Annotated in this window: 22 protein-coding genes; 13 read left to right on the forward strand and 9 right to left on the reverse strand. The window is 66.1% G+C overall.

Features of this window, described 5'->3' with window-relative positions; genetic code table 11:
- Window positions 1-11: 11 nt before the first annotated feature.
- The gene (locus LQG66_RS08470; RefSeq protein WP_231325347.1) at window positions 12-1,262 is read left to right on the forward strand and encodes an arsenic transporter; all 1,251 of its coding nucleotides are present in this window, start codon (window positions 12-14) and stop codon (window positions 1,260-1,262) included.
- Between the two features lie 51 nt (window positions 1,263-1,313).
- On the opposite strand, the gene LQG66_RS08475 is transcribed toward LQG66_RS08470, so the two are convergent.
- Window positions 1,314-2,438 carry an FAD-dependent oxidoreductase gene (locus LQG66_RS08475; RefSeq protein ID WP_231327726.1) on the reverse strand — a complete coding sequence of 375 codons (1,125 nt, stop codon included), beginning with the start codon at window positions 2,436-2,438 and terminating at the stop codon, window positions 1,314-1,316.
- Between the two features lie 80 nt (window positions 2,439-2,518).
- Here LQG66_RS08475 and LQG66_RS08480 point away from each other — a divergent pair, with 80 nt between their 5' ends.
- Entirely contained in the window at window positions 2,519-3,190 is a 672-nt protein-coding gene (locus LQG66_RS08480; RefSeq protein ID WP_231325349.1) for a TetR/AcrR family transcriptional regulator, read from the forward strand.
- A 169-nt stretch (window positions 3,191-3,359) separates the two neighbouring features.
- Here LQG66_RS08480 and LQG66_RS08485 read toward each other — a convergent pair whose 3' ends face one another.
- The gene (locus LQG66_RS08485; protein ID WP_231325352.1) at window positions 3,360-3,854 is read right to left on the reverse strand and encodes a YciE/YciF ferroxidase family protein; all 495 of its coding nucleotides are present in this window, start codon (window positions 3,852-3,854) and stop codon (window positions 3,360-3,362) included.
- Window positions 3,855-4,055: 201 nt separating this feature from the next.
- On the opposite strand from LQG66_RS08485, the gene LQG66_RS08490 reads away from it, so the two are divergent.
- Window positions 4,056-5,912 (forward strand): alkaline phosphatase family protein, encoded by a 1,857-nt coding sequence (locus tag LQG66_RS08490; RefSeq protein WP_231325354.1) that lies wholly within the window; start codon window positions 4,056-4,058, stop codon window positions 5,910-5,912.
- Window positions 5,913-6,022: 110 nt separating this feature from the next.
- Here LQG66_RS08490 and LQG66_RS08495 read toward each other — a convergent pair whose 3' ends face one another.
- Window positions 6,023-6,751: a hypothetical protein gene (locus LQG66_RS08495; protein ID WP_231325356.1), complete on the reverse strand. Its 729-nt coding sequence runs from the start codon at window positions 6,749-6,751 to the stop codon at window positions 6,023-6,025.
- A 187-nt stretch (window positions 6,752-6,938) separates the two neighbouring features.
- Entirely contained in the window at window positions 6,939-7,511 is a 573-nt protein-coding gene (locus tag LQG66_RS08500) for a hypothetical protein (RefSeq protein ID WP_231325358.1), read from the reverse strand.
- Window positions 7,512-7,874: 363 nt separating this feature from the next.
- Here LQG66_RS08500 and LQG66_RS08505 point away from each other — a divergent pair, with 363 nt between their 5' ends.
- A complete protein-coding gene (locus LQG66_RS08505) occupies window positions 7,875-8,534 on the forward strand; it encodes a peroxiredoxin (protein ID WP_231325361.1) in 660 nt (219 codons plus the stop codon).
- Window positions 8,535-8,553: 19 nt separating this feature from the next.
- On the opposite strand, the gene LQG66_RS08510 is transcribed toward LQG66_RS08505, so the two are convergent.
- A complete protein-coding gene (locus tag LQG66_RS08510; RefSeq protein WP_231325362.1) occupies window positions 8,554-8,820 on the reverse strand; it encodes a hypothetical protein in 267 nt (88 codons plus the stop codon).
- A gap of 252 nt (window positions 8,821-9,072) precedes the next feature.
- Between LQG66_RS08510 and LQG66_RS08515 the strand changes: the two genes are divergently transcribed.
- Complete coding sequence (locus LQG66_RS08515) at window positions 9,073-10,779, forward strand: methyl-accepting chemotaxis protein (RefSeq protein ID WP_231325364.1); 1,707 nt, start codon at window positions 9,073-9,075, stop codon at window positions 10,777-10,779.
- Between the two features lie 88 nt (window positions 10,780-10,867).
- On the opposite strand, the gene LQG66_RS08520 is transcribed toward LQG66_RS08515, so the two are convergent.
- Complete coding sequence (locus LQG66_RS08520) at window positions 10,868-11,269, reverse strand: DUF2177 family protein (protein ID WP_231325366.1); 402 nt, start codon at window positions 11,267-11,269, stop codon at window positions 10,868-10,870.
- Window positions 11,270-11,348: 79 nt separating this feature from the next.
- Window positions 11,349-13,319 carry a DEAD/DEAH box helicase gene (locus tag LQG66_RS08525; RefSeq protein ID WP_231325368.1) on the reverse strand — a complete coding sequence of 657 codons (1,971 nt, stop codon included), beginning with the start codon at window positions 13,317-13,319 and terminating at the stop codon, window positions 11,349-11,351.
- A gap of 170 nt (window positions 13,320-13,489) precedes the next feature.
- Between LQG66_RS08525 and LQG66_RS08530 the strand changes: the two genes are divergently transcribed.
- Entirely contained in the window at window positions 13,490-13,846 is a 357-nt protein-coding gene (locus tag LQG66_RS08530; protein ID WP_231325370.1) for a DUF1428 domain-containing protein, read from the forward strand.
- Window positions 13,847-13,918: 72 nt separating this feature from the next.
- Here LQG66_RS08530 and LQG66_RS08535 read toward each other — a convergent pair whose 3' ends face one another.
- Window positions 13,919-14,428: a Spy/CpxP family protein refolding chaperone gene (locus tag LQG66_RS08535; RefSeq protein ID WP_231325371.1), complete on the reverse strand. Its 510-nt coding sequence runs from the start codon at window positions 14,426-14,428 to the stop codon at window positions 13,919-13,921.
- Between the two features lie 1,040 nt (window positions 14,429-15,468).
- On the opposite strand from LQG66_RS08535, the gene LQG66_RS08540 reads away from it, so the two are divergent.
- The 5 genes from LQG66_RS08540 (at window position 15,469) to LQG66_RS08560 (ending at window position 22,807) form a co-directional block, all read left to right on the forward strand.
- Entirely contained in the window at window positions 15,469-17,553 is a 2,085-nt protein-coding gene (locus tag LQG66_RS08540; protein ID WP_231325373.1) for a hydantoinase/oxoprolinase family protein, read from the forward strand.
- 1 nt (window position 17,554) lies between these two features.
- Window positions 17,555-19,213: a hydantoinase B/oxoprolinase family protein gene (locus LQG66_RS08545; RefSeq protein ID WP_231325375.1), complete on the forward strand. Its 1,659-nt coding sequence runs from the start codon at window positions 17,555-17,557 to the stop codon at window positions 19,211-19,213.
- 274 nt (window positions 19,214-19,487) lie between these two features.
- Window positions 19,488-20,489 (forward strand): TRAP transporter substrate-binding protein, encoded by a 1,002-nt coding sequence (locus LQG66_RS08550; RefSeq protein ID WP_231325377.1) that lies wholly within the window; start codon window positions 19,488-19,490, stop codon window positions 20,487-20,489.
- Entirely contained in the window at window positions 20,482-21,087 is a 606-nt protein-coding gene (locus tag LQG66_RS08555) for a TRAP transporter small permease subunit (RefSeq protein ID WP_231325379.1), read from the forward strand. The genes LQG66_RS08550 and LQG66_RS08555 overlap by 8 nt, the downstream gene beginning before the upstream one ends.
- 415 nt (window positions 21,088-21,502) lie before the next feature.
- Window positions 21,503-22,807 (forward strand): TRAP transporter large permease, encoded by a 1,305-nt coding sequence (locus LQG66_RS08560; protein ID WP_231325381.1) that lies wholly within the window; start codon window positions 21,503-21,505, stop codon window positions 22,805-22,807.
- A gap of 9 nt (window positions 22,808-22,816) precedes the next feature.
- Here LQG66_RS08560 and LQG66_RS08565 read toward each other — a convergent pair whose 3' ends face one another.
- Complete coding sequence (locus tag LQG66_RS08565; protein ID WP_231325400.1) at window positions 22,817-24,526, reverse strand: methyl-accepting chemotaxis protein; 1,710 nt, start codon at window positions 24,524-24,526, stop codon at window positions 22,817-22,819.
- 118 nt (window positions 24,527-24,644) lie between these two features.
- Between LQG66_RS08565 and LQG66_RS08570 the strand changes: the two genes are divergently transcribed.
- On the forward strand, window positions 24,645-26,090 hold the full coding sequence (locus LQG66_RS08570) for a cryptochrome/photolyase family protein (protein WP_231327727.1): 1,446 nt from the start codon (window positions 24,645-24,647) through the stop codon (window positions 26,088-26,090).
- Between the two features lie 70 nt (window positions 26,091-26,160).
- Window positions 26,161-26,454 carry a histone gene (locus LQG66_RS08575; RefSeq protein ID WP_231325402.1) on the forward strand — a complete coding sequence of 98 codons (294 nt, stop codon included), beginning with the start codon at window positions 26,161-26,163 and terminating at the stop codon, window positions 26,452-26,454.
- Window positions 26,455-26,751: the final 297 nt, after the last annotated feature.

Below are 26,751 nucleotides of genomic sequence, written 5' to 3' on the forward strand. Positions count from 1 at the left end.
GGTCCCTGATCATGTCCCCGCACGATACCTGGCTCGCTCTCGCCATCATCATCCCCGCCACCGCCGGCGTCATCATCCGCCCCTTCCTGTTGCCGGAAGCCGTGTGGGCGGTGGCCGGCGCGATCCTGCTGGTCGCGCTCGGCCTGTTGCCTGTCACCGACGCCCTCACCGGCATCCGCAAAGGCGTCGACGTCTACCTGTTCCTGATCGGTATGATGCTGATCGCCGAGCTCGGCCGCCGCGAAGGCCTGTTCGACTATCTCGCGGCCTATGCGGTCGAGCATGCGCGCGGCTCGCCGCAGATGCTGTTCCTGCTGGTCTATGCGGTCGGAACGCTGGTGACCGTGCTGCTCTCCAACGACGCCACCGCGATCGTGCTGACGCCGGCCGTCTTCGCCGCGACCCGCGCGGCCGGCGCTTCGCCGCTGCCCTATCTCTACGTCTGCGCCTTCATCGCCAATGCCGCGAGCTTCGTGCTGCCGATCTCGAACCCGGCCAACCTCGTCGTGTTCGGCGGGCGCATGCCGCATCTGACGGAATGGCTGCGCCAGTTCACCCTGCCGTCGATCGCCGCGATCGCCCTCACCTTTGTGGCGCTGTGGCTGACCCAGCGCCGTGCGCTACGCGAGGAGACGCTGCGCACCGATGTCGACAAGCCGCATCTGAGCCGCGAGGGCCGGCTCGCCGCAGTCGGAATCATGGTGATTGCCGCCGTGCTGCTGACCGCCTCGGCGCTCGACGTGCAACTGGGCCTGCCGACCTTCGTCTGTGGCGTGGTCACGGCGGCCGCGATCCTGCTCGTCAGCCGGCAGTCGCCATGGCCAACGGTCAAAGGTGTGTCCTGGGGCGTGCTGCCGCTGGTCGGCGGCCTGTTCGTGATGGTCGAGGGTCTGAACCGCGCCGGCGCGATCGGCCAGCTCAGCGCCTGGCTGCATCAGGGCGTGGCTGGCTCGCCCGTCGGTACGGCCTGGGCGGCCGGGCTGATCACGGCGGTGGCCGACAACATTGCCAATAATCTTCCCGTGGGACTGGTCGCCGGCTCGGTCGCCGCCAGCGATCACCTGCCGCATGAGGTCATCCGTGCAATTTTGATCGGCGTCGATCTCGGCCCCAACATCTCCGTGACCGGCTCGCTCGCCACGATCCTGTGGCTGACTGCCTTGCGGCGCGAAAAGATCGAGGTGTCCGCCTGGCAGTTTCTCAAGATCGGACTCGTCGCAACGCCGCCGGCGCTGATCGCGGCGCTGGCGGCGGCGATCTGACATTGGTGCGTGATTTTGCGGTGGGAACGCTGACGAATGTGGGAGCCCGCGCTACCCCTCCAGGGCACCGTTGAAGAAGTCGACGAGCCCGAATGGTGCGCTGTCGCCAAGGCAGAGTTTGAGGATCAGATGCGCGCCCGCGGCCGCCGACGCGCTGCGCGGGAATAACGCCGCTTCGTAGACGGTGAGTGCCGCTTCGATGTCGCCGGGGTGGGCGGCGATCGCCTTGCCGAGCTCGGCGCCGTCGAACATCGCCAGGTTCGCGCCCTCGCCGGCCGGCGGCGCCAGGTGCGCGGCATCACCGAGAAGCGTCACCCCAGGCACACGGTCCCATCGATGGTCGTTCGGAAGCGTGTGGATCATGCGCGGGACCGGCGGGATTTCGCCGTCAGTGATCAGCGCGGTGAGCGCAGGCGCCCATCCGTTGAACTCGGCCGCGATTCGGGCAGTCGCGACGGCGGCGTCCATGAAGTCGATGCCGGCGATCCACTCGGCGGAGCGGTTCAGCGCGACATAGGCGTGAAGAACGCGTCCCGCCTCACGGTGCGCGAAGATCCCCTGTCCCGGAGCGAGCGCGAACAATGCGCCGCCGCCGACCGCCTCGGCCGCGGCGGTGTGCCGCTCGTCGGCGTCATGCAGGTAGGTCTCAATGAACGTCGTGCCGACATAGTCCGGCTTGGCGGCCGACAGCAGCGGCCGGACCTTCGACCAGGCGCCGTCGGCGCCGACCAGGAGGCTCGTGATCAGGGTCGAGCCGTCCGCGAACCTCAGCTCGTGCCTGTGATCGCCGAGGGGCACGACGCCGGTCAGCTTCTTGCTCCACCGGATCGTCTCCGCTGGCAGGGAATCGAGAAGAATCCGCCGCAGGTCGCCGCGCAGCACCTCGGGGCGTCGGCCGTCATCGGGCTGTGCGAGCAGCACCGTGCCATGCTGGTCGAGCACGCGCGAAGCCGCGCCGCCCTCATGGATGATCGCACGGAACGCATCGATAAGGCCGGCGTCTTCGAGAGCGCGTTGCCCGTCGTGCTCGTGAATATCGAGCTGGCCGCCTTGCGTCCGGGTCTCGGCGGAGGGATCCGCCTCATAGATCGTAGCCGGGATACCGTGGACATGGAGGACGCGTGCGAGCGTGAGGCCACCGAGGCCCGCGCCGACGATCGTGACCGGAGTCGTCATCATCTGCCTTTCAATTTGACTGGAACGTTGTTCCATGAAAATCAATTGGAACAATGTTCCAGGCATGTCAAGGTGTATTCATGGCGACCAGGATTCAGCGGACCGAGCGGCGCGCGGACGCGCTCTCGAAGGAGAGAATCGTCAAGGCAGCGATCGAGATCCTCGACGCCGACGGCGAGAGCGCTCTGACCTTCCGCGCGCTCGCGGCTCGCCTGGCAACCGGAAGCGGGGCGATCTACTGGCACGTCGCCAACAAGAGCGATCTGCTCGCAGCGGCCACCGATGACGTCATTACCCGTGTCATGACCGGCGTCGTCGGCGATGCACAGCCGCCGGAGGCGATCCGTGCCGTTGCCCTCGGGGTGTTCGACGCAATCGACGCCCACCCCTGGGTGGGCGCCCAGCTCTTCCGTGAACCGTGGCGGTCCGCGATGCTGCAGATCGTCGAAAGCGTCGGCGGACGGCTCCAGACGCTCGGTGTCCCCGACAGTGCCCTGTTCGATTCCGCGTCTACGCTCTTGAACTACATCCTCGGCGTGGCCGGGCAGAACGCCGCGAACGCCCGCCTCCTGCCACGCGAGACGGACCGCGCGGCGTTCCTCGGATCGGTCGCCGCACGGTGGACGCAGCTCGATCCCGCGGAGTACCCGTTCGTGCATCGGGTGGCGACGGAACTGCGCGAGCACGACGACCGCGAGCAGTTTCTAGCCGGCATCGACCTCATCCTGGCCGGTATCGGGACCATCCGATAGGCCGCAACCGACTTGCAACCCCTGCCCTGGTCCGAACGCAGAGATGCGCAACCGGCGGGAGAATATCGAAATCAGGACCTTGGCAGGCCTGACGGTGAGACTCGTGACGACGCCGCCAGCGCTGGTGGCAGCACTGGCGGCGGCGTTGTAGTCACGGTCAGCCCGACGATCAGGCCGCGGCTTCGTAGTTGACCGCGGTCTCAGCGATCTTGGTCAGCGTCTCGTCGGTCTTGCGCTCTTCATTCAGCGTCTGGTCGAGCAGTTTGGCGGCCTTCGGGATGTTGAGCTTGAGCGCCCAGGCCTTCAGGGTGCCATAGCGCGACATCTCGTAGTGCTCCACCGCTTGGGCTGCGGCCAACAGCCCGGCGTCCAGCGCCTGCGTGCCCTTGTACTCGTCCATGATCTCCTTGCCCTCGTCGATGATGCCCTCGATCGCATCGCACTTCTTGCCGCGGGCGGGCTTGCCGAGCATCTCGAAGATCTGCTCGAGGCGCTCGATCTGGCCCTCGGTCTCGTCCTGGTGCTTGAGGAAGGCGGCCTGCAGCTTTTCGGACTGCGCGGCCTTGGCCATCTTCGGCAGGGTCTTCAGGATCTGCTTCTCGGCGTAGTAGATGTCCTTGAGGGTATCGAGGAAGAGTTCGTTGAGATCCTTGTCGGCAGGCATGGTGTGCTCCCTGGTTGCTGCGCGCCGACAACCGGGGAGCTGGGCGCTTGTTCCTGCCGCGGGCTGCCGCATCGGCAAAATTCATTCCGCCGCGCAGCATTCGCGCGCGCGCCTCTTGTAACAAAACTGTCACCCGGCAAAACTAAACCTCTCCCTGCGGCGCCACGCCGCGATTCCGTTTATGGCTTTCAGGAGTTTTTGATGCGCCGCCCGCTCGTGCTGCTGTGCGCCGGACTGACCTTCTTGTCGTCCGGGGCTGCATTCGCGCAGAACGCCACCCCCCATAACCTCATCCTGTTCATTCCTGATGGCCTGCGCGCGCTGAAGGTGACGCCGGAGACGGCGCCAGCCATGGCCGCCGTTCGCGACAAGGGCGTCAACTTCAAGAACTCGCATTCGCTGTTTCCGACCTTCACCATGGCCAACGGCTCGGCCATGGCGACCGGCCATTATCTCGGCGACACCGGCACGTTCTCGAACACGATCTTCACCGGCTATACCTCGGCGCCCGCCGGCGACACCGTCGTGCCCTTCATCGAGAACGACGCGGTGCTCGGCGACATCGATGAGCACTTCAACGGCGACTATCTCAACGAGGACACGATCCTGAAGCTCGCCCGCAAGGCCGGCTATTCCACGGCCGCGATCGGCAAGCTCGGCCCGACCTACCTGTTCGATCATACCGGCTGCCCCTGCAAGCCCGGCGCGACCTCCTCGATCGTGATCGACGATTCCACGGGGGCTAAGGCCGGCGTACCGATCACCGACGAGATCAAGGACGCGATCACCAAGGCCGGGCTGCCGCTGGCAACGCCGTCGCGCGGCGACAATGGCAAGGCCGGCGACGCCAAGACGCCGGGAACGACGACCGCCAACGTCGCGCAGCAGGCCTACATGGTCGACGTCGCCACCAAGGCGGTGCTGCCGATGTTCAAGGCCCGCAACAAGCCGTTCGTCCTGGTGTTCTGGTCGCGCGATCCCGACGGCAGCCAGCACAATCACGGCGACAGCCTCAACACCATCACGCCGGGCATCAACGGCCCGACCTCGATGGCCGGCATCAAGAACGCCGACGACAATCTGGCGCAGCTGCGCAAGGCGCTCGACGAACTCGGCCTGGCCGCCACGACCAACATCATGGTCCAGGCCGACCATGGCTTCTCGACCATCTCCAAGGAGAGCAAGACCAGCCCCTCGGCCAAGGTCAGCTATGACGACACGCCGAAGGACTTCCTGCCGATGGGCTTCCTGGCGCTCGACCTCGCCAAGGCGCTCGACCTGCCGCTGTTCGATCCCAACGACAAGAACGTAGCCGTGCCCGAGGGCAAGCATCCCAAGGCCGGCAATGGCGTGCTCGGCAAGGACCCGACCAAGCCCGAGCTCGTCGTCGCGACCAATGGCGGCTCCGACCTGATCTATCTGCCGAACCGCGACAAGAAGCTCGCCCAGCGCACCGTCAAGGCGCTGCTGGCGCAGGACTACGTCTCCGGCATCTTCGTCGATGATACGCTCGGCGAGATCGCGGGCACGCTGCCGCTGTCGGAGATCAACCTGCAGGGCAAGGCCGTGACGCCGCATCCCGCGATCGTCGTCAACTTCCGCTCCTATGTCGCGCCGGGCTGCGACGCGCCGACCAACTGCTCGGTCGAGGTCTCCGATACGGTGCTGCGCCAGGGCCAGGGCATGCATGGCTCGTTCAGCCGCGGCGACACCTACAACTTCATGGCCGCCATCGGTCCGGACTTCAAGGCGGGCTTCGTCGATCCCCTGCCCGTCAGCAACGCCGATGTCGGCACCACCGCTGCCAAGCTGCTCGACCTCAAGGTCGCGCCGAAGGGCAAGCTGATCGGCCGCGTGATGACGGAGGCGATGCCCAACGGCGCGACGCCGAAGGCCTCGTCCGATGTCGTCAGGTCCGACCCGGCCGCCGGCGGCCTGCGCACGATCCTGAAGCTGCAACGCGTCGGCACCCAGCGCTATTTCGATGTCGCCGGCTTCCCCGGCCGCACCGTGGGGCTCGACGAGGAAACGAAGAAGCAGAAGGCGGCGGCGAAGTAGCCTCCCAGCGACGCCGGTCTGGTCGACTCAGAATGCCCCGCACAAGCGGGGCATTCTTTTGGACGCGATCTCGTCGTCGATCTATTTAACCTGCCAACTTCGCAGCGACTTCAACACGACGGAGCGGCAGGTTCCACGGCCTGTCTATCCCAGAGCTTCAGGGTAATCAGCGAGAAGCCGATCATCAGGCCCGCGGCGAGCGCGCCGACACATGCGAAATAGAAGTATTCCGGAAGCATGAGCATCTCGGTCGCATAGTCATAGTGATGATGGCTGGCGGTCGCCGTGATGATGTCCCAGTCGCGATGAACGGCCGCGGCAAAACTGCCGAGATAGCCACCCGCGGCGGCAGTCCAGACAAATGCGATCGTTTTGAGTCGATACAGCGAAGCCAGACAGATGACTGCGCACATGATGACGATCACGATCGCGGCGTAAGATCCCCATTCCAATCCTGACGTCGCCTCGATGGCGAGATACGTCGCAAGCACAGCCGCCGCCAGGGACAGCAGCACGAGCAACCCCGATGGCAGGCTGCTCAAGCGATCGATGAGGCCTCGATCGCGCTCGGTCCGCACTCCCCAGCGCGCCAACACGAGCCTCACCTGCGCTGCGCAAAGTCCGCCTAGGATTGCCAACAACAGATCGCCGTTAAACTCGAAATCCCGGAACACCGCGAACCAGGCCCCCCTAAGGGACCATGACAAAAGCAATTGAAACAGGACCGGCGCGAACGCGCTGAGAAGCACGCGCGGAATGTAGCGCTCGTTCCAGATGTAGGGGAGCGCGCAGACGAAGCCGACGAGCACGGCTTCGAGACTTTGGATCACACTATCCACGACATACCCTGACCTGAATGAGCACCAGCGCGCCGGTGCCACGAATGTTCAAGGCGCAGGGCGCGCTGCGTCAAGCGGGAATCTGTGATGGCGACCTGTCACGCACGACGTGGTGCGACAAAACAAAAGAGCGCGACGGGGACGTCGCGCTCTTCGAATTCTGCTCTTCGTGCGTAGCGCGATGCACTCACATCCCGATGTCGATCATCGAGGGCAGCTGCGCCAGCGGCAGCACGGTGACGCCGACAAGCGTCGCGACCATGGCCCTCAGGGCACGATTGCCCTGGCGCTTGCCGCGCATCTGCTTGGCGACCCATTCCAGCACATCGGTGCGGACGCCGCGTGCATTGGCCGGCGCCCAGCTCGCGATGTCGGTCTCGGCGGCCAGCGCGACGCTGCGCGGCGGCACCGGCAGGCCGGATGCGGAGGCGGTGTGATGCGCAATCGCCTTGGCGAGCAGGTCCTCGAACCGCCCGTCATCGTTGCGCTCGGTCGCGGCCTGGTCGATTGCGAACAGGGCCTCGGCTTCGGCGCGGCTGACCGGCGCGTCATTGATCGCAGCCGCAGTCAGGATGGCCGCACACCAGGCCACGTCGTCGGCATCGAGCACGCGGGAGAAATGGACGCGTCCCGCGGTGGTCGGGCCCTCGCCGGTGATCACGCCGTCGCGCACGATGGCAAGCGCTGAGGCAGCGGTCTCACAGGAGGACGGTTCGAGCCCATCGATGGAACCGATGGTTTTTGGGGCAGAGGCAGACATGTTCTCTTCTCAGTTGCTGTGTTGACCCACCTTGTCGGTCCGCGTCTGAACGAGTGGTTAACGGTTCAAAACGGCGTTGTGGGTTTTTGTATCGGTTGCCGATTTGCCGCAGTGACCTCGATCACGGTTCAATGCCACGGCTGGCGGGGGCGGCGTGTTGCGACCGAGACATGGCGAAATCTGGGCAGCGGGTCGTCTCATGGATGTTTCGTCGCACCTGCGGAACTCAAAAGAAGTTGTTGCGCGCGTGAGTTCCGGTGAAATTATTTTCTATTTTTTGTCAGCCAGTTCCCTTGTGGAGCGGTATTTCCTATAGTGGCTAGAAGAATTTATCCGCCTGTCTGCAATGAATTGAGGACTTCCATGGCTCTCCAAATCGGCTCCACTGCCCCGGACTTCGAGGCGCAAACCACCGAAGGCAAGATCAAATTCCACGACTGGATCGGCGACAGCTGGGCGCTCTTGTTCTCGCACCCGAAGGATTTCACCCCGGTCTGCACCACCGAGCTCGGTGCCCTCGCCCGGCTGAAGCCGGAATTCGACAAGCGCGGCGTCAAGCTGATGGGGCTCTCGGTCGACGCCGTGGACAATCACACCAAATGGTCTGAGGACATCAAGGAGACCCAGGGAGCGGCGCCGAACTACCCGATGATCGGCGACACCGACTACAACGTCTCCAAGCTCTACGACATGCTGCCGGCGGCGATCTCCGGCGATCCGGCGAAGCGCACCGCCGCGGACAACCTGACCGTCCGCAACGTCTTCATCATCGGCCCGGACAAGAAGATCAAGCTGATCCTGGTCTACCCGATGACAACGGGCCGCAACTTCCAGGAAATTCTACGCGTCATCGACTCGCTGCAGCTGACCGCCAAGCACCGCGTCGCCACCCCCGCCGACTGGAAGCAGGGCGAGGACGTGATCATCGCCGGCTCGGTGTCCGACGACGAGGCCAAGACGATCTATCCGGACGGCTGGAAGGCGCCGAAGCCGTATCTGCGGGTCGTGCCGCAGCCGAAGTAAAGGTTCGCGCCTGGCGCCTTCATTCGCCCTTCTTCTCGGAGGAGGGCGAATGCCGGTGCAAATCCATCCGGTCGTGCAGCATGCGACTGATCTCGATGATCTGCCGACCGCCGACACGATAAAGCGACAAGTGCCCGCCCGGGTCGACCGTGTCTTGCGACATGGAGCGTGTGCACGCCCGGCATGATGTCTTCACGAGCTCTGGGCGCAGCAATCCGCCGCGGTCAATCGTCTGCGCGCCCGATGAGCTGTTCGGGCAAGCCACCCGGATCAGCCTGCAGCTCATCCATGCTGACGACCCCTCTTGAACCCGCCGCGATCCAGTGCGCGGAAGCGTGCCTGCGCGGGACAAGCACCGATGTCGCGTAGCTGGCACGCGGAGCCGTCGAGCGTCTTCGTGCGCCGTCATGGCGGCCGTAGTCCTACGGGCGATGGTTGGAAGTTGCGCGAAAATTAACTTCGATGGGCGAACTTTATCGCTTCTCAACTCGCAGCTGTACCTCGCGCGCCGCGGGCGCAAATTCGTCTGGAGCGAATAATGTCATTCATGGGTCGGTTCAGCATCCTCGCCAAGGTCCTCTCGATCGTCGTGCTGCTCAGCGGCGTCGCAGCGACCATGGCCTGGCTCGGCATTTCCGCGCTCGGCGACCTCAGCGAGAAGGCCGACGTGATGTCGGCGGCAGCGAAACGCGCCCTCTTCGCTGCGCGCGCCAATCAGAACGTGATCGCCTTGAACCGCGCCGAGTTCCGCAGCGCGCTCGACCCCAGCGACGAGAACAGGCTCGCCGCGCGCGAGGTGATCCAGACCCAGCTCAAGCAATATGACGAACGCTTCGCCCAGGTCAGCGAGACCGTGGACGAGAAGGCGAAGGCCATGCTGCCCGAGGTGAAGGACGCCTTCACCGCCTACAAGAGCCAGCTCGACAAGACGCTCGCCGTCGTCGACGCGGAGAAGTCCAGCAACATCGGCGAGAGCGTCGTGCGCCTGCGCGATGCGGCGATGAAGAGCCGCGCCGCCGCCGAAAACCTGCAGGGCAAGGTCCGCGCGGTGGCCGACCGCCTCAATGCCCGGGTCGAGGAGAAGGCGAAGGAGGCGCACGATCAATACCAGGCGACGTCGCGCCTGCTCGTCATCGTAGCGTCGGTCGGCATCGTGTTCAGCGGCGTGCTCGGTTTTCTGATCGGCCAGTTCGGCATCGCGAAGCCGATCCGCGCCATCGTTGCCCTGCTGCAGCAGCTCGCCGGCGGCAACTATGATGCCGCCGTCCATGCGACGGACCGCAAGGACGAGGTCGGTGACGTCGCCCGGGCCGCCGAAGTCTTCAAGGCCAACGGTTTTGCCAAGATCCGCATGGAGGCGGAGCAGAAGGAGATGGAGCGGCGCGCCATCGAGCAACGCAAGGCCGACATGCGCACGCTGGCCGACAATTTCGAGACTGCCGTCGGCGAGATCATCAGGACGGTCTCCTCCGCTTCGACCGAGCTCGAAGCATCCGCGGGCTCGCTGACCTCCACCGCCTCGCGCTCGCAGCAGCTCGCGACCACCGTGGCCGCCGCCTCGGAGGAGGCCTCGACCAATGTCCAGTCGGTGGCATCGGCCACCGAAGAGCTCTCCTCCTCGGTCAACGAGATCAGCCGTCAGGTGCAGGAATCCGCACGCATGGCCAGGGACGCAGTGGGACAGGCGCACCGCACCAACGAACGGGTCGGCGAATTGTCGAAGGCGGCGGCGCGGATCGGCGACGTCGTCGAGCTGATCAATACGATCGCCGGCCAAACCAACCTGCTGGCGCTCAACGCCACCATCGAGGCGGCACGCGCCGGTGAGGCCGGTCGCGGCTTCGCGGTCGTCGCCTCTGAGGTGAAGGCCCTGGCCGAGCAGACCGCGAAGGCGACCGGCGAGATCGGGCAGCAGATCTCCAGCATCCAGGGAGCGACCCACGAATCCGTCGCGGCCATCAGGGAGATCTCCGGGACCATCGAGCGATTGTCGGAGATCGCCTCGGCCATTGCGGCGGCCGTCGAGGAGCAAGGCGCGGCCACCCAGGAAATCTCCCGCAACGTGCAGCAGGCGGCGCTGGGCACGCAGCTGGTCTCCTCCAACGTCGCCGACGTCCAGCAGGGCGCAAGCGAGACCGGCTCCGCCTCCTCCCAGGTGCTGTCGGCAGCCAAGGCGCTGTCGAACGACGGCAACAGGCTGCGCTCCGAGGTCGGCCGGTTCCTGCAGACCGTTCGAGCCGCCTAGCGGTGATCCGCCTGCCGATGTCAGAGGTCAGCGCCGCGAATCTCGCGGCGTTGCCATGCGCCTCAAGGCAATTCCTGCGCGACGATCATCACGTGCGCGGCGTGGCCCAGTCCGCGATCAGCAGGCCCACGGTGGCCGACACCGCGGTGACGAACATGCCCCAGCTGATGTCGACCAGCACCACGGCCCAGGTCCACTGCTTGAGCATGGTGAGCGACGTCAGTTCGAAGGTCGCATAGCAGAACAGCCCGAACAGCGCGCCATAGAGCAAGGTCGAGCGCCACGTCGCCTCACTCTGGCCGCTGACGAAGATCAGCACGCCCGCGACGTAGACCAGATAGAACAGCACCGCCGGCGCGGGCCGGATCTCGCCCAGCATCTCGCCGACCTGCGACTGGAAGAAGCCCTTGGCGACGATGGCGAGAAAGGGGATGTCGAACCCGAGCAGCACGGCGATGGTCGCCAGATAAAGAACGACAGTTCGACTCATGCACTGCTCCGCTGACCTGGTTCGCGGGCCGGCGCTTGTTCAGGCCGACCCGGGTTGCCTCGCACGGACCAGGCGCAGATCAGCCGCGACGCTTGTTCTTGGCCTTCTTGCCGTCCGGCGCCTTTGCCCGCGAGGGTCTCTCTGAAAACGTCTGTCCGGCGTGGCTGGACTTGCCGCCATGCTGCTTTTTCTTTGCGGAAGCCGGTTCGTGGCCGGATTTCGACGGACCGTCACGGTGCGGCTTGCTGCGCGGCTTGGCGTCCCTCCCCCCGCGCGGCTCATCACGTCGCAGCGGATGGTAGGCGGTCTCGTCGTCCTCGCGCCGCGGCGGCCGCTTGTCCTGCCGCGGCCTTTCCGATGACGCCTGCCCTGAAGGGGCGCCCGACAGCGGCTCGATCCGGATATTGTCTTCCTTGTCCGGACGGCGGATGTTGGCGGCGAAGGCGTCCGCGACGCGCTCGGCGATCTCGAACTCGGTCGTGGTGTCCTGGATCTTGATGGCGCCGATGTCGTGCTTGTCGATGCCGCCACGGCGGCAGATCATCGGCAGCAGCCAGCGCGCCTCCGCATTCTTCTTGCGCCCGATCGCCGCCCGGAACCAGACGCTGGGCTCGCCCATGCCGTGGCGTGCCGACGGCTTTCCCGTTTTCGTTCGGGGGGCCGCTGGTGCACGATCCTCGCTCCGCGATGGCCTGGCGGTGTCGCGACCGCGATCCTGGCGCGATCGGCCGTTGTCCTGGCCGGGATCGAGAATGTCCTCGGGCGACGGCAGCCGGGCGCGATAGAGCCGGACCAGCGTTGCGGCGATGTCCTCGGCCGATCGCTCGGCGAGCAATGCGCGGGCCATCTCCACATCGTCCGCAGTCGTCTCCTCGGTGAAGATGGCGTCCTGCAGCATGCGCTCGTGATCGAGCTTGCGGATGTCATCGGCCTGCGGCGTCGCGCCCCAGACGGCATCGATGCCGGCCATATTCAACAGCACTTCCGCGCGTCGCCGCCGGGCCGGCGGCACCAGGAGGACGCTGACACCCTTGCGCCCCGCGCGGCCGGTGCGGCCCGAGCGATGCTGCATGACCTCGGGATCATTCGGCAGCTCCGCATGAATGACGAGGTCGAGCTTCGCGAGGTCGATGCCGCGCGCCGCCACGTCGGTGGCCACGCAGACGCGCGACCGGCCATCGCGCAGCGACTGCAGGGCCTGCGTCCGCTCGTTCTGCGTCAATTCACCCGACAGCGCGACCACCGAGAAGCCGCGCTCCAGCAGCGCCGCCTGCAGATGCCTGACGGCCTCGCGCGTGTTGCAGAACACGATCGCGCTCGGCGACTCGTAGAAGCGCAGCACGTTGACCACCGCGTGCTCGACATCTCCAGACGCAATGCGGATGGCGCGGTACTCGATGTCGGCGTGCCCGCCTTCGTCGCCTTCGACCTCGATCCGGAACGCGTCGTCCTGATATTCCTTGGCCAGCGCCACGATGCCACGCGGGAAGGTCGCCGAGAACAGCAGGGTGCGCCGCGTCTCCGGCGTGGTCTCGAGGATGAACTCCATGTCCTCGCGAAAGCCGAGATTGAGCATCTCGTCGGCCTCGTCGAGCACGACGGCCTTCAATTCCGAGATGTCGAGACGCCCGCGCCGCAGATGATCGCAGAGCCGGCCGGGCGTGCCGACGACGATGTGGGCGCCCGCCTCCAGCTCGCGCTGCTCGCGGCGCGGATCCATGCCGCCGACGCAGGAGACGACGCGCGCGCCCGCGTGCTGATACAGCCAGGCGAGCTCACGATGGACCTGCAGGGCGAGCTCGCGCGTCGGCGCCACGATCAGGGCCAGCGGCGCGGCGGCCCGGTCGAACCTGTCGCCCTCGCCCAGCAGGTTCTTCGCGATCGCCAGCCCATAGGCAACGGTCTTGCCCGAGCCGGTCTGGGCGGACACGAGGAGGTCGCGATCGACGGCCTCGTCGGCGAGCACGGCAAGCTGAACGGGCGTCGGCTGCTCATAATTGCGCTCGGCGAGAGCGCGGGCGAGCGGGGGATTGGTCGCGGGGAATGACAATTGACGGAAAACCTCGTTTGATTCGGGCTGCTTTACGCCATGCCGCGCCGGAACACGAGGGGAACGATCGTGAATATGCTGCATTGCTCCGCGCCCTTCCCTGCCCCCGAAGCGCGGCTCGATCCGGCCCGTGCTAGTCTCGCAGGGACAATCCCAGGGAGCCCTGAGCCATGTATGTCGCAGGATTCGTGATCCCGGTACCGGAAGAGAAGATGGAGGCCTACCGCCGGTGGGCCGAACGCGGCGCGGCGCTGTTCAGGGAATATGGCTGCCTCGAGATCGTCGAGTCCTGGGAGGACAACGTTCCCGACGGCACGGCCACCGATTTTCGGCGCGCCGTCGCCGCGAAAGCCGGTGAGAAGATCGTCTTCGCCTGGCAGGTGTGGCCCGACAAGGAAACGCTCGAGGCCGCCGAAGCCCACATGCAGAACGACAAGCGCTTCGAGCTCCCCGGCGACATTCCCTTCGATCCCAAGCGCCTGGTCCTCGGCTGCTTCAAGCCGATCCACACGATGGGGCGGGGCTGACAACTCGCTGCCGTCAAGATCAGCCACCTTGCCCGAACGTCTCCCGGTCTCAGGTCGCGCCGTTTTCGGCCGCTATTCGTCGCTCCACGGCCAGTGCCAGTGACGCCACCCCCAATTGCGCGGCCCGCTGGCATCCAGCGCCGCCTTCTGCTTGTCATCGAGTGAATCATAGAGCGCCTGAAACGCCGGCCGCACGGTCTTGATCGCCTGCTGCATGGCGTCGAGGCGTTGTTCGACGAGTGCAAGACGGTCGGTGGCTTTGACCGGCGGCGTAGCCGGACAGTCCTTGGTGATCAGCTCCGCCGCCTTGGCCGATGCCGCCTTGAGATCGCCGAGCCGCGCCCGCTGCGCCTCGTTCGGCTTGATGGCGGTCTCGATCTGCGACAGGCGCCATTCGGCAAATCCGCCCATGCGGGGATTGCAGAGGAAGCCGAACCCCCGTCCGCCCATCATCCCCGGCCCCATCATCATGCCGGGGCCCCACCCCGGCGGTCCGCCTGCTCCCGGCTGGGCGAAGGAAGGTGCAGCGGTGGCCGTCACGACTGCGGCGGCCAATATCAGCGCGCGTGGATCAACTCGCATGGCGGAACTCTCTTGACGTGGCATCGACGAGTTTGCGCAAACTAAGCGCGGACCGGATGCGGCGCTTGAGCAAGATCAACGGAACTCTTATTGCGCCGGTCCCGTCGAAACTGTCCTGCGTCGAAAGAATTTACTTTCGCTTTTTCGGAAATCGTGTATGATCCGCGTCGTCCCGCCTCATGCAGAGGGACGTACGCGTCGTCACGAACGTCGGGTGCGGGATGCGGTGGCCGCAGCCATGTCGGACGCGCTTTTGCGCAGACGACCGGCGTGATTGCGGACGTGAAGTCGCAGCGTCCTGACACCCCGATGCTGGTGTCCTCGCGCTGATGCGCAAGCATCATGCGCGACATGGTGGCCAACAAGCCCGGCGCACCAGGGAGACTGCGTATAAGCGTGAAGACATCGCGCAGGGAATGCCGGATGTTCGGCTGATCCTGTGGTACCTGCCGCCTGCATTCTTTTCGCAGGCGGGCCATGGGTGAGGCCTTCACCCGGCATTCCCTGCGCCCTCTCGTTTAAGGGAGGGACGAACTGATCGCAGACCTCGGGCGCGAAACGCCGCGAGAATACGTTCTCATGCCGACCGCTGTTTGACCCGTGAATCCGATCCATCCACCGCTGTCGTCCCGGGCAAGCCGTGACGCGCGACCGCGCGCCACGGCGCCGACCCGGGATCCATACTCCGCGGCGGACGTGGCGGGCGAAGTGCTGCTAACACCGTGCCTCAAACCGCGGCCTGGGGTTATGGGTCCCGGCGCCGCGTGCGCAATTGCGCACCAGGCCGGGACGACAGCGGAGTGTGCCGAGATCGCACTGGCATTCACGCGCGCCCACCATTGACGACCAGTCACGCACGAGCGGGAAGAGACGATCGCGAGCGAACAATCGGAGGACGATCAGCAAGGTTGAGCGCCCACCACGCCGCGATCTCAAGTGCGCAACGCAGGAACGCGGAGCTGCAATCCATCAACGCGCTGGCGCGATGGCATAGGACTTGCTCAACTCGCACATCAATTCGTCGCTTGCGGAGACCTGGAATGCTTGAAGGAGCCGAAGTCCGGCTGGCCGTCGATATCGGCGGCACGTTCACCGATATCGTTCTCGACATCGGCGCGCAGCGTCGAACGCGCAAGCTGCTGACCACGCCGACGCAGCCGGAGCAGGCCGTGCTCGACGGCACGCGCCTCATCCTCGCCGATGCAAAGGCGCGAATCTCCGACATCGACGTCTTCATCCACGGCACCACGCTCGCGACCAACGCCATCATCGAGCGCCGCGGCGCCAAGACGGCGCTGATCGCCACTGACGGCTTCCGCGATGTTCTGGATATTGGAACTGAGAGCCGCTACGACCAGTACGATCTCTCGATCGACAAGCCGAAACCGCTGGTGCCGCGCAGCCTTCGCTTCACCGTGCCCGAGCGCGTCGATGCTCATGGACAAGTCAGACTGCCGCTCGACGAAGCGGCGGTGCGTGCGCTGGGGCCGCAGCTGTGCGCCCTGAACGTTGCCAGCATCGCCATCGCCTTCCTGCATGCCTACGCCAATCCGGAGCACGAGCGCCGCGCGGCGGAGATCCTGGGCGAGGAGATGCCGGGCGTGTCGATCACGCTGTCGTCGGCGGTCTGTCCCGAAATCCGGGAATATGAGCGGACCTCGACTGCGGTGGCCAACGCCTATGTGCAGCCGCTGATGGACAGCTATCTCGCGCGCATGGAGCAGGCGCTCAGGATCGAGCAGTTCCGCGGCGCGATCTATCTCGTGACATCAGGCGGCGGCGTCACCTCGATCGCGACGGCGCGGCGCTTCCCGGTGCGGCTGGTCGAATCCGGCCCGGCCGGCGGCGCAATCTTCGCCGGCCAGATCGCCGCACGGCTCGGCGAGCGCAAGGTGCTGTCGTTCGACATGGGCGGCACCACCGCCAAGATCTGCCTGATCGAGGATTTCGAGCCTGAGAGCTCGCGCGTGTTCGAGGTCGATCGCGCCGCGCGCTTCCTGAAAGGCTCCGGCTTGCCCGTGCGCATTCCCGTCATCGAGATGGTTGAGATCGGCGCCGGCGGCGGCTCGATCGCGCGGATCGATGCGATGAAGCGCGTCACCGTCGGCCCCGAGAGCGCCTCCTCCGAGCCGGGACCTGCCTGCTACGGCCGTGGCGGCCAGCGTCCCGCGGTGACGGATTCCGACGTCGCGCTCGGCATGATCGATCCCGACGCGTTCGCCGGCGGCACCATCAAGCTCGACCCCGAGCTGTCGAAACAGGCCCTGCTCCGCGACATCGGCGCGCCGCTCGGCCTGACCGCCGAAATGGCCGCCTATGCGGTGCATGAAGTGGTCTGTGAGAACATGGCGAGCGCGGCGCGCGTCCATGCCGTCGAGCGCGGCGCCGTGATCGGCCAGCACACGCTGATCGCATTCGGCGGCGCAGCGCCGCTGCATGCCGCGCGCGTCGCGGAAAAGATCGGCGTGTCGCGCGTGGTCGTTCCCTCCAATGCCGGGGTCGGCTCGGCGGTCGGCTTCCTTGCTGCGCCGATCTCCTATGAGCTGGTGCGCAGCCGCCATGCGCGGCTCGACGATTTCGACACGGCCCTCGTCTCCGGCCTGCTGCAGGAGATGGCCGACGAGGCGCGCGCGCTGGTCGAGCCGGGTGCGGCCGGCGCTGACGTTCGCGAGCGCCGTGCCGCTTTCATGCGCTATGTCGGCCAGGGGCACGAGATCGCGGTCGAACTGCCGAACCGTCCCCTGACCGCGGACGACCTCGCCGCGCTGCGATCGTCCTTCGAGGCCGGCTACGCCGCTTTGTTCGAGCGGCCGATTCCGGGGGCGGCGATCGAAGTGCTGAGCTGGTCGGTGCTCGCGACGACGGACCCGCTCCAGCCTCCCATCGTCACCGAGGTGACGCGCAAACCCGCGGGCAAAGCCGCCGGACATCGCAAGTTCTTCGACGGCCGCGCTGGGCGCATCCTCGAGATCCCACTCTATCGCCGCGAGGAGATGGCGCCTGGGGCCACCATCGCCGGCCCAGCTGTTATCGCCGAGGACGAGACCTCGACCTTCATCTCCAACAGCTTCGATGCGCATATCGACGGTGCCGGCAGCATCGTCATGGAACGGAAGGCGGCCTGAGATGAGCCAATCACAAGCAACGAGCCTGATCGATCTGCAGATCATGTGGCACCGGCTGATCGCCGTGGTCGAGGAACAGGCACAGGTATTGCTGCGCACCGCCTTCAGCCCGATCGTGCGCGAATGCGGCGACCTCTCCGCGGGCGTGTTCGATCTCAAAGGGCGCATGCTGGCGCAGGCGGTCACCGGCACGCCCGGCCATGTCAACTCGATGGCGGAATCGGTGAAGCACTTCATCGCGCGCTTCCCGATTGCCACCATGAAGCCGGGCGATGCCTACATCACCAACGATCCCTGGATGGGCACCGGCCATCTCAACGATTTCGTCGTCACCACGCCCTGCTTCAAGGACGGCCAGCCGGTAGCGCTGTTCTCCTGCACCAGCCATTTGATGGATATCGGCGGCATCGGCTTCGGCCCTGACGGCACCGACGTGTTCATGGAGGGCCTCTACATCCCGATGCTGAAGCTGATCGACCAGGGCGTCGTCAACGAGACGCTGATGGCGATGATCCGCGCCAACACGCGGCTGCCGGTCGACACCGAGGGCGACACCTATTCGCTCGCCGCCTGCAACGATGTCGGCTGCCAGCGCCTGGTCGAGATGATGACCGAGTTCGGCATCGCCTCGCTCGATGAGCTCGGCGACTACGTCTGCGACCGCTCGCGCGAGGCCGTGCTGGCCGAGATCGCCAAGCTGCCGAAGGGCACCTGGCGCAACGAGATGGTGGTCGACGGCTATGATGCACCGGTGACGCTGAAGGCCGCGCTGACGATCTCGGACGACGGCATCCACGTCCACTTCGACGGCACCTCGCCCGCCTCGAAGTTCGGCATCAACGTGCCGCTGTCCTACACCACCGCCTACACCGTGTTCGGGCTCGGCTGCGTGGTGGCCTCTGATATCCCCAACAATGCCGGCTCGCTGTCGCCGCTCACGGTCTCGGCGCCCTCGGGCGCGATCCTCAATGCGCCGAAGCCCGCCCCGGTCGCCTCGCGGCATGTCATCGGCCAGATGCTGCCCGACGTCGTGTTCGGCTGTCTCAGGCAGATCATCCCGGAGCGGGTGCCTGCAGAAGGCACCTCCTGCCTGTGGAATCTCAACGTCCGCGGCCAGACCCGTAGCGGTGCCGGCGGCAATTACGGGTTCTCCATGGCGGTCACGTCGAACGGCGGCACCGGCGCCCGTTTCGACAAGGACGGGCTGTCGGCGACCGCCTATCCCTCCGGCGTGCGCGGCACCCCGGTCGAGATCGCGGAGACACAGACGCCGCTGATCTTCTGGCGCAAGGAGCTGCGCCCCGACTCCGGCGGCGCCGGCCGCACCCGCGGCGGCCTCGGCCAGATCATCGAGGTCGGCAGCGGCGTCGACGCTCCCTTCGACATCCTCGCCGCCTTCGACCGCATCGATCACCCGCCGCGCGGCCGCGACGGCGGCCACAATGGCCAGGCCGGCTATGTCGGGTTGAAGTCGGGCCAGAAACTGCGCGGCAAGGGTTTTCAGACCGTGCCGCCGGACGACCGCCTGGTGGTGCTGACGCCAGGTGGGGCGGGCATCGGTGATCCCCGGGAGCGTGCGGCACAGCTGGTGCAAGGCGATGTCGAGGCGGGGCTGGTGTCGGCGGACAATGCCGCGGCGGTCTACGGTCAGGCGCGATGATGGACGATCGTGTGAGCCGGCTGCTCAGCCGTCGCCCAGCGCGGGGCACCCCTCTCGCGGCACGCGCGGTGCACCCTCTCCCCTTGTGGGAGAGGGTGGCGACGAGCGTCAGCTCGGCGCCGGGTGAGGGGTTCTCTCGGCAAATGCGCGCGCGGAGAGAGACCCCTCGCCCGGCTTCGCTACGCGAAGCCACCCTCTCCCACAAGGGGAGAGGGTGCACTGTCTTCGCTGAAACAGCAGTGACCATGTCAAACGCACATCACCGGAGAGACTGATGATTACACGACGCACATTCACCGCTGGCGCAGCCTCCCTGCTCGCCGCAACGCAGATTTCGACCCGCGCCCGCGCCGCCACGACCAACTGGGACATGTCGACGGTCTGGCCCGACGGCAACTTCCACACCCAGAACGCGATGGCGTTCGCCGAGGAAGTCAAGAAGCAGACCGGCGGCGCGGTCAACATCACCGTCAAGGCCGGCGGTCAGCTCGGCTTCAAGGGGCCCGAACATCTGCGCGCCGTGCGCGATGGCCTGGTGCCGCTGGCCGACGTGCTCAACATCCAGCAGGTCGGCGACGAGCCGTTCATGGGCGTCGAGAGCATCCCGTTCCTCGCCGGCTCGATGGACGAGCTCAAGGTGCTGCACAAATATGTGCGGCCCGAATATGAGAAGATCGCCGCGCGCAACAACCAGAAGATCCTCTACATCGTGCCGTGGCCGACGCAGTACCTGCATCTCAAGGCCAAGGTTGCTGATGTGGCCGGGCTGAAGAACATCAAGATCCGCGTGCCCGACAAGAACGCGGTCGACATGCTCAACGCGGTCGGCATGGCCGCCGTGATGATCCCCTGGGGCGAGACCATCCCGGCGCTCGCCTCCGGCGCGGTGGCGGGCGTATCCACCTCGGCGGTATCAGGCGTCGACGGCAAGTTCTGGGAGTTCCTCAAATACATCTACCCGACCAACCATGTGTGGTCGTCGCAGATGCTCAACGTGAACCTGGATTCGTGGAAGGCGCTGACGCCGGAGCAGCAGAAGACGGTTGCTGACGTCGCTGCGAAGATGGAGCCCACCTTCTGGACCAATTCGCTCAAGGCCGACGCCGACAGCCTCAGCCGGCTCAAGGACGGCGGCATGGAGGTGGTGCCGGTGTCCGAGGCGATGATGACGGAGATCCGCACCAAGACAGCCCCGTTGATGGACGCTTTCGTCAAGCGGGTGCCCGCGGCCGAACAGCCGGTGAAGGCCTATCTTGCCGAGATGAAACGTGGCTGAGGGTCTCCTGAACCTCTCACCCGCAACGCCGGCGAGCCTGAACGCGTCGGCGCCGGCGCCATTGCGGCTGCTGCTCGACGGCATCGACCGGCTCGGGCGCCTCGACGGCTGGATCGGCGGCGGCTGCCTGCTGACCCTGACGCTACTGATGCTCGCGGAGGTGACGACGCGGGCGCTGTCGAACGTGCTGCCGTTCTTCCCGCCGACCATCTCGATCGCCTGGGAATACTCGTCCTATCTGATGGCGGCCTCGTTCACCTTCGGCGCCGCCATGACGTTGCGGGTCGGCGGCCACATCCGCGTCGTGCTGCTCTTGAAGAACGTTCCCGCGCCGGTGCAGCGGGCCCTGGAGGTGCTGGCGGCGGCCACCGGCTTCGCCTTCATGGCCTTCCTGACCTGGTCGATGACGAAGTTCGCCTTCGGCGCGTTCATGCGCGGCCAGGTCTCGACCTCGAGCGACACGCCGCTGTGGTTTCCGCAAGCCGTCGTCACCTTCGGCATGCTGCTGCTCACCTTGCAGTTCCTGGCCCGCGCGATTCAGGCGGCGCTGGGACTGCCCCTGGAGGACCACCGCATGAAGGCCTCGCCGGTCGAATGAGGGGGCGCGGACGACTCAAAACAATCGTGTGGCCGCTGCAGGCGACTGCCAGCATCGGCAGCTGTCACTGGTGCGCCGGCAGGCGAGCCAGCGGACCGAATGCTCACTGGGACGCCCGCCCTCTCCACGCGTCGTTCCGGGGCGCGCGGAGCTTGAGGCCGACGCATGTCGGCCTCAAGTCGGAGCGCGAGCCCGGAACCCATAGCCACAGGATACGGTGCGAGGCACGCTCGCGGATACCAGGTCAACTCACAACGTCTGCCTGTGGTTATGGATTCCGGGCTCATTCGCGCTGCTCCGAAATGGCTTCGCCATTTCGCGCGCAAATGCCCCGGAATGACGGAGTGGGCGGACCAAGCCTGCCCTCCGCCCATCCCTTCCCGACCGCCCCACTCACCGCGGACTCCACCTCCCCATGACCATCGAAGTCATCGCCCTGTTCGCCATCCTGTTCGCGCTGCTGGCCGGCGGCCTGTGGATCGGGCTCACGCTCGCCTTCACCGCGACCCTGCTGCTGGCGATGTTCCGCTCGATCCCGCTCGACAAGCTGCTTCCGCAATATGCCTGGAACATCCTGACCACCCAGGAGCTGCTGGCGCTGCCGCTGTTCATCCTGATGGGCGAGCTGCTGTTCCGCACCCGGCTGTCGCGCTCGCTGTTCCAGGGCCTGGCGCCATGGGCCGGCCTGCTGCCGGGCCGTCTGCTCCACGTCAACGTCATCGGCTGCACCATCTTCGCCGCGATCTCCGGCTCATCCGCCGCGACCACGCAGGTGATCGGCCGGATGTCGCTGAACGAGCTGCTGCGCCGCGGCTATTCGCGCGACATCGCGATCGGCTCGCTCGCCGGCGCCGGCACGCTCGGCTTCCTGATCCCGCCGTCGAACATCATGATCATCTATGGCGTGCTCGGCGACGTTTCTATTCTAAAGCTCTTCACTGCCGGCGTGCTGCCGGGGCTGCTGCTGGCCGGCACCTTCATGGGCTGGGTGATGCTGCACACGACCCTGAAGCCCGCGATGGTGCCAAAGGCGGAAGCGCAGCTGTCGCAGGTGCCGTGGGCGGAGCGCTTCGCCGCGCTGAAGGATCTGGCCCCGGCCCTGTTCCTGATCGCCTGCGTGCTCGGCTCGATGTATGGCGGCCTCGCCACGCCGTCCGAGGCGGCGGCCGTCGGCGTGCTCGGCGCGGCGCTGGTGGCCTATTTTCAGGGATCGATGTCGCTGCAGGTGGTGCGCGACGTGATGATCGGCTCGGTGATCACCTGCTCGATGATCGCGCTGATCGTGCTCGGCGCGTCGATCCTCGGCAATGCCGCAGCGTTCCTCGGCATTCCCCAGGCGGTCGCCGCCTTCGTGAAGGGGCTCGGCCTGTCGCCGTTCATGCTGATCGCCGTGCTGATCGTGTTCTACCTGATCCTCGGCTGTTTCCTCGACGGCTTCTCGATGATCGTGATGACGCTCCCGATCGTGCTGCCGATCGTGAAGGCGGCGGGTTTCGACGAGGTCTGGTTCGGGATCTTCCTGGTGCTGGCCGTCGAGATGGCCCAGATCACCCCGCCGGTCGGCTTCAACCTGTTCGTGATCCAGGGCCTGACGGAGGACGGCCTGGGCTACATCGCCCGCGTGACCGCCCCCTACCTCATCATCATGGTCGCGTTCGTGCTGCTGCTCACGCTGTTCCCGGGCATCGTGACGATCCTGCCCCGGCTGCTCTACGGATAAGCAGCCGTGTCAGGCCGCCCGCATGTTGTCGAGGAACTTCTCGACCTCGGCCTTGAGCCGCAGGCTTTCGCCGGACAGCGCCTGGGCCGAGGCGAACATCCGGTTGGAGCTTTCGCCGGTCTCGCCGGCCCCGCGCGCCGCGCTGCGGATGTTGTTGACGACGTCGGCGGTGCCGGTCGCGGCCGAGCGGACGCTATGGGTGATGTTCTGGGTCGCCGCGCGCTGCTGCTCGACGGCGGCCGAGATCGACGCGGCAATGCCGTTGATGCGCTCGATGGTGGAGCCGATCGCCTTGATGGCGTCGACCGATTCCTGGGTCACGGTCTGCATGTTGGCGATCTGGCTGGAGATCTCCTCGGTCGCCTTGGCGGTCTGCCCGGCCAGCGTCTTGACCTCCTGGGCGACCACCGCAAAGCCGCGGCCGGCATCGCCGGCACGGGCGGCCTCGATCGTGGCGTTCAGGGCCAAGAGGTTGGTCTGCTCGGCGATCGAGGTGATCAGCTTGACGACGTCGCCGATGCGGTTGCCGGCGTCGGAGAGTTCCTTGATGCGCTGGTCGGTCGCCGTGGCCTGCTTGACCGCCTCGGCGGCGATGGCGTTGGATTCCTGCACGCGGCGGATGATCTCCGCGATCGAGCCGGACAACTCGTCGGACGCCGCAGCCGCCGTACGAACATGCTCGGAGGCGGTTTCCGAGGCGCCCGCCGACTGCCCGGACAGGTCGGCCGTGGTGCGCGCCGTCTGGGTGAGCTGACGCGCCTCGCGCTCGAATTCGCTCGACGAGCTCAGCACGTTCTCGATGATGCCGCCGATGCTGGCCTGGAACGAATCGACGAAACGCTGCAACTCGGCCTTGCGCTCCTCCACGGCCGCCGTCGCGGAGGCGGTCTGCTGTTCGCGCATCCGACGCCGCTCGCTCGCGGCGCTGCGGAACACAACCAGGCTGCGGGCAATCTCACCGATCTCGTCGCCACGATCGTCGGACTTGATCTGGACGTCCTCGCGGCCCTCGGCGATCGCGGTCAGCGCCTGCGTCACGGACGTCAAAGGCTTGGTGACGCGCCGGACGACCAGCATGGTGAGGCCGAGCACGAGCAGCGCGGCAATTGCGGCTGCAACGATCATGGTCTGCATCGCCTGCGACAGCATGGCGTCGAGCTCGGCCATGGGAACGCCGACATAGAGGATGCCGATCACCTTGCCCGCAGCATCGGTGACCGGGAAATACGCCGTCATGAACGGCTTGCCGAACAGCGTCGCCGGTCCCTTATAGGCCTCGCCGCGACGCAGCAGCGCCTGCGCCGGATGATCGGCGGCGAGCTGAGTGCCCACCGCGCGGTCGCCATTCTCCTTTTTCACATTGGTCGAGCGGCGCACGAACTGACCGTTGCCGTCGACGACGAACAGCGTGGCGCTGCCGCCGACATAGGACACCGCGCGGTCGACGATCGCGTGATCCTTGATCTCGGGGATCGCGGGAATCTCGATGCGCGTAACGACGCCGTTCTGCACGCTGACTTTCGCGTCCTTGAAGGTTTCGGTGAACGTCAGCGCAAAGGTGCGCAGGTTGCCTTCGATGTCGCGTTTGGCGCGATCGGCGAAATCCGACGTGAGCGACCAATACGCCGCACCGACGACGAGCGCCGTATTCAGCGCGATGACAACGGCGGCACAGATCAGCGCCTTGGTGCCGAGCTTCAATTTGACGGACAACGACATAAACCTTCCAGGAAGTGCAACTGGTTCTCAAAGTGCCCGTACTTCGTTTCGAACGAGTTATTTTCCGGGGAGTAGAATACCGGAAGTCATTTCGGAAGCGGCAATAAGATACCTGCTAATGTCATCGCCCCCTATCATCGTATGGTTTCGCGAGAGCTTGCGACTATCTGACCACCCCGCGTTGTATGCAGCAGCAGCGTCGGTAGCCCCCGTCGTTTGTAGTTACGTCTACGATCAGGAGAGCCCCGAGTTGCGGCGCCTCGGCGGTGCAACGCGCTGGTGGCTGGCGCAATCGCTGCGTGCACTCGGTGCCGATCTGCAGGCGCTCGGCGCCGACCTCGTCGTCCGCCGCGGGCCCGCAGCAAAAGTGCTCGGCCAGCTGGCGCGCGAGACGAAGGCCCGTGCGGTGTTCTGGAACGATGTCGCGCAGAGCGGACCACGCGCCGTGGCGGCGAACGTCGAATCGGCGCTCGGCGAGATTGACGTTGCATCACGCGTGTTTCCCGACGACCTGCTGATCGATCCAAGCAAGCTGCGCGGCAAGGATGGACGCGGCCCGCGCGTGTTCACGCCGTTCTGGAAGCGCGTGCTCGCCTTGGGCGATCCGCCGAAGCCACTGCCGCGGCCGGCAAGGCTGTCTTCCGTGTCGGTGGTCGCAAGCCTTGCCATCGATGAGCTTGCGCTGGAGCCCACCAGGCCGGACTGGGCCGGCGGCCTGCGCGCGACCTGGCAAGTCGGCGAGCGCGCAGCCCAGGGGCGCCTGGCCAGGTTCCTCGATGCCCCCGTGCGGACCTACGCCGCCAACCGCGACCGGCCCGACGTCGAGTCGACCTCCCGCCTGTCGGCGCATCTGCGATTCGGCGAAATCAGCCCGCGTCAGGTCTGGCACGCGGCGCGCTTCGCCGCAGCCGAGCGTCCCGCCTTCGCGCCCGGCATCGACAAGTTCCTGAGCGAGCTCGGCTGGCGCGAGTTCAGCCGCCACCTGCTCTACGACAATCCGGACCTCGCCACGCGCAACCTGCAGCCCTCCTTCAACGCGTTTCCGTGGACGCAGGATGGTGCGGCGCTGGCGGCGTGGCAGCGCGGACGGACCGGCTATCCGATCGTCGACGCCGGTATGCGCGAGCTCTGGCACACCGGCAGCATGCACAACCGCGTCCGCATGGTGGCTGCGTCGGTGCTGGTGAAGCATCTGCTGATCGACTGGCGGCTGGGCGAGCAGTGGTTCTGGGACACGCTGGTCGACGCCGATCCCGGCAGCAACCCGGCCAGCTGGCAATGGGTCGCAGGTTCTGGCGCCGATGCCGCACCCTACTTCCGTGTCTTCAATCCTATGCTGCAGGGCGAGAAGTTCGATTCCCAGGGGAGCTATGTACGGCGCTGGGTTCCCGAACTGGCGCGCCTGCCGGCCGCTCTGATCCATCAACCCTGGGCCGCCAAGCCGCTCGAACTCGCCGAGGCCGGCATCGCGCTCGGCCGGTCCTACCCGGCGCCGATCGTCGATCACAAGCAGGGCCGCGAGCGCGCGCTTGCCGCTTATGCGACGCTGCGCACAAGTGATTAGTTGGGCTCGCTTTGACAGCAGAGAGAATCCAGCTATCGTCGCAAGGTTTCCAACAGATCGGGGGACCGATATGGACGACACCACACTCACCGACCCGACCATCGCAGCACCGAGCACGCCGCCCGAGGCCGCGAAGGATCCCGTGACCACCCCGGCGCCCAAGGCCAAGCGGGCGCCGAAGAAGACCTCCAAGAAGGCCGCACCCAAGCGGGCCGCTGCCAAGGCCAAGAAGGTTGCGACCAAGAAGTCGGCCAAGAAGACCGTGAAGAAGGCGGCAAAGAAGGCTGCGAAAAAGACCGCCAAGAAAGCAGCCAAGAAGGCCACGAAGAAAGCAGCCAAGAAGACGAAGAAGGCCAAGCGCTGAGCTGCCTGGTCTGGCTGAAGGCAAGCAATCGCCTTCACCGATCGTCTCGGCGAAGCAATCCAGTGCCCGGTCACGGGGACAATCTGGCGCTGGATTGTTTCGTTCGTCGTTGTTCGGCCGACTGCGGATAGCAGCTGTTTTCGGACAGCTCGCTGGAACATGACGTTGACTGGGCCTTTGGCTCCTCGCCGCATTGCGGGAGAGGCGAGGCCGAGATGCTGCGAGATACTGATGGAGTCAGGGCCGATCGGGCGATTGTGGCGGCATCACACCCGGGGGCCGCACGGTCCAATCTGT

It is taken from the genome of Bradyrhizobium ontarionense (assembly GCF_021088345.1).
In the GTDB taxonomy this organism is placed as follows: Bacteria; Pseudomonadota; Alphaproteobacteria; order Rhizobiales; family Xanthobacteraceae; genus Bradyrhizobium; species Bradyrhizobium ontarionense.

Bases quoted from the DNA above. Each gene is read 5' to 3' on its own strand.
- LQG66_RS08560 (WP_231325381.1), top strand. From the start codon at position 21,503: ATGACCATCGAAGTCATCGCCCTGTTCGCCATCCTGTTCGCGCTGCTG.
- LQG66_RS08485 (WP_231325352.1), bottom strand. From the start codon at position 3,854: ATGCCTGCCGACAAGGATCTCAACGAACTCTTCCTCGATACCCTCAAG.
- LQG66_RS08480 (WP_231325349.1), top strand. From the start codon at position 2,519: ATGGCGACCAGGATTCAGCGGACCGAGCGGCGCGCGGACGCGCTCTCG.
- LQG66_RS08505 (WP_231325361.1), top strand. From the start codon at position 7,875: ATGGCTCTCCAAATCGGCTCCACTGCCCCGGACTTCGAGGCGCAAACC.
- LQG66_RS08475 (WP_231327726.1), bottom strand. From the start codon at position 2,438: ATGACGACTCCGGTCACGATCGTCGGCGCGGGCCTCGGTGGCCTCACG.
- LQG66_RS08540 (WP_231325373.1), top strand. From the start codon at position 15,469: ATGCTTGAAGGAGCCGAAGTCCGGCTGGCCGTCGATATCGGCGGCACG.
- LQG66_RS08530 (WP_231325370.1), top strand. From the start codon at position 13,490: ATGTATGTCGCAGGATTCGTGATCCCGGTACCGGAAGAGAAGATGGAG.
- LQG66_RS08515 (WP_231325364.1), top strand. From the start codon at position 9,073: ATGTCATTCATGGGTCGGTTCAGCATCCTCGCCAAGGTCCTCTCGATC.
- LQG66_RS08550 (WP_231325377.1), top strand. From the start codon at position 19,488: ATGATTACACGACGCACATTCACCGCTGGCGCAGCCTCCCTGCTCGCC.
- LQG66_RS08575 (WP_231325402.1), top strand. From the start codon at position 26,161: ATGGACGACACCACACTCACCGACCCGACCATCGCAGCACCGAGCACG.
- LQG66_RS08535 (WP_231325371.1), bottom strand. From the start codon at position 14,428: ATGCGAGTTGATCCACGCGCGCTGATATTGGCCGCCGCAGTCGTGACG.
- LQG66_RS08545 (WP_231325375.1), top strand. From the start codon at position 17,555: ATGAGCCAATCACAAGCAACGAGCCTGATCGATCTGCAGATCATGTGG.
- LQG66_RS08500 (WP_231325358.1), bottom strand. From the start codon at position 7,511: ATGTCTGCCTCTGCCCCAAAAACCATCGGTTCCATCGATGGGCTCGAA.
- LQG66_RS08490 (WP_231325354.1), top strand. From the start codon at position 4,056: ATGCGCCGCCCGCTCGTGCTGCTGTGCGCCGGACTGACCTTCTTGTCG.
- LQG66_RS08520 (WP_231325366.1), bottom strand. From the start codon at position 11,269: ATGAGTCGAACTGTCGTTCTTTATCTGGCGACCATCGCCGTGCTGCTC.
- LQG66_RS08510 (WP_231325362.1), bottom strand. From the start codon at position 8,820: ATGAGCTGCAGGCTGATCCGGGTGGCTTGCCCGAACAGCTCATCGGGC.
- LQG66_RS08565 (WP_231325400.1), bottom strand. From the start codon at position 24,526: ATGTCGTTGTCCGTCAAATTGAAGCTCGGCACCAAGGCGCTGATCTGT.
- LQG66_RS08470 (WP_231325347.1), top strand. From the start codon at position 12: ATGTCCCCGCACGATACCTGGCTCGCTCTCGCCATCATCATCCCCGCC.
- LQG66_RS08570 (WP_231327727.1), top strand. From the start codon at position 24,645: ATGTCATCGCCCCCTATCATCGTATGGTTTCGCGAGAGCTTGCGACTA.